The sequence below is a fragment of the Synechococcus sp. H70.1 genome, from assembly GCF_047502705.1.
Lineage (GTDB): Bacteria > Cyanobacteriota > Cyanobacteriia > Thermostichales > Thermostichaceae > Thermostichus.
This window is the reverse complement of record NZ_JANSIV010000157.1, coordinates 17,714-19,125: the sequence shown is the minus strand read 5'-3', so window position 1 is coordinate 19,125 and position 1,412 is coordinate 17,714. Positions and strand designations below refer to the sequence as shown.

At 64.2% G+C, this 1,412-nt stretch carries 1 pseudogene; it reads right to left on the bottom strand.

The annotated features are described in order from the left end of the window. Positions 1-1,412, bottom strand: a pseudogene (locus NW827_RS10495) (hybrid sensor histidine kinase/response regulator); the annotation flags it as partial.

Sequence of the window (1,412 nt, the reverse complement as noted above, 5' to 3'; positions counted from 1 at the left end):
GGGGGGGGGGCGGGGGGGGCGGGGGGGGGGGGGGGGGGGGGGGGGGGCGGGCGGGGGGGGGGGCGGGGGGGGCGGGGGCGGGGGGCGCGGCGGGGGGGGGGGGGGCAACCTCGAGATCGCCCAGGAGGGATTCCAGTTGGGCTGCGAAATCGTCGGCGACCTCGCCACTTGCGGCTGCAGGGGATCCCACGAGGGGAGCAATGGCCTCTTCCAGCTCAGGGGTCACTGCTGGCTCGGCAACATCAAAGAGGGCGGCCAGATCGTCTAAGCTGGGGGCAGAAGAGACTTCTGAATCTTCTTCTGCCAAAGGCTGGATCTCTCCTTCAGCAACAGTTGCGCTCGGGGCAGCTGAGGGCTCATCTTCGGCAAATAGGCTTTCCAGTTGCCTGGCAAGCCCCTCCTCTAGTGGTTGCAGGGCGCTTGCCTGGTCTGCTACCTCTGGCAGAACCTCTGCAGCTAGTGCTGGTGGGGACTCTAAGTCAGGCAGTTCAGGGGGAAGGCCTTCCTGGGTGTCTGCTGCTTCAGCAAAGAAATGGCTCAGCTCCTCTAGGTCGACCTGGCCATCGCCATCGGTATCCATGGCTGATGCAGGTTCACTTCCCACCCTGCCCAGCTCTTCGGCCTCGGTCTCCGAGGCAAATAAAGCCTCGAGGCGGCTGAAAGCATCCTCAGGGAGGGAGGCCGTGGCTTCTGCAGAGGGCTCTTCTTCGGGGGCTGGGAACATCTGCTCCAGCAGCAGCTGGTCTTCTGCAGTCTCCCCTGTCTCGCTGGCAAAGAGCTCGGCCAGGCTTAGCTCAGCGGTGAAGTCCGGGGTTGCTGCAACCTCTGGCTCATCGCGGCTTTCAGACTGCTCAGCTGCCGCTTCAAAAGCTTCCGACCAGGCCAGATTTGGCTCCAGACTCTCCTCAGCAGGGGATCCCTCCTCCTCCGTCCCAAGCTCTACCTCGGGAGTCACCTCAAAGTTAGGCAAGGGAGACAGGTCTTGCCGGGGAAAACTCTCGACGGCCAGCTCCTCCAGCTCAAACGGGGTCTCTACGCCGCCACCTGTAGCCGCAAGGTCGGGGATGGCAGCAGAGCCCGTCTCCGCTGCCGCTTCACCTACTACTTCCGCAAATAGCGCTGCTAGATCTGCTTCCCCTCCCCCCTCTTCTAGGCTCAGCTCCTCGAACACTGCCGAGGAGAGCTCAGGGGAAGGAGGGATCAGCTCCGGCGGTGGCTCTTCAATACTCGATAGCTGCTCTGCGTTGGCAAACAGCTCCTCAAAGGCTGAGGAGGCTTCTGCTTCCAGGCCCAAAGGAGGAGCGTCGAAGTCGCCGGGGCTCAAGCCCAGCCCCTCCTGCGACCCCCCAAGCGCTGCTGCAGCTTCTTCCGGCGCAGCCCTGCCCTCTTGGGCAAGATCGGCGGCTACTTGC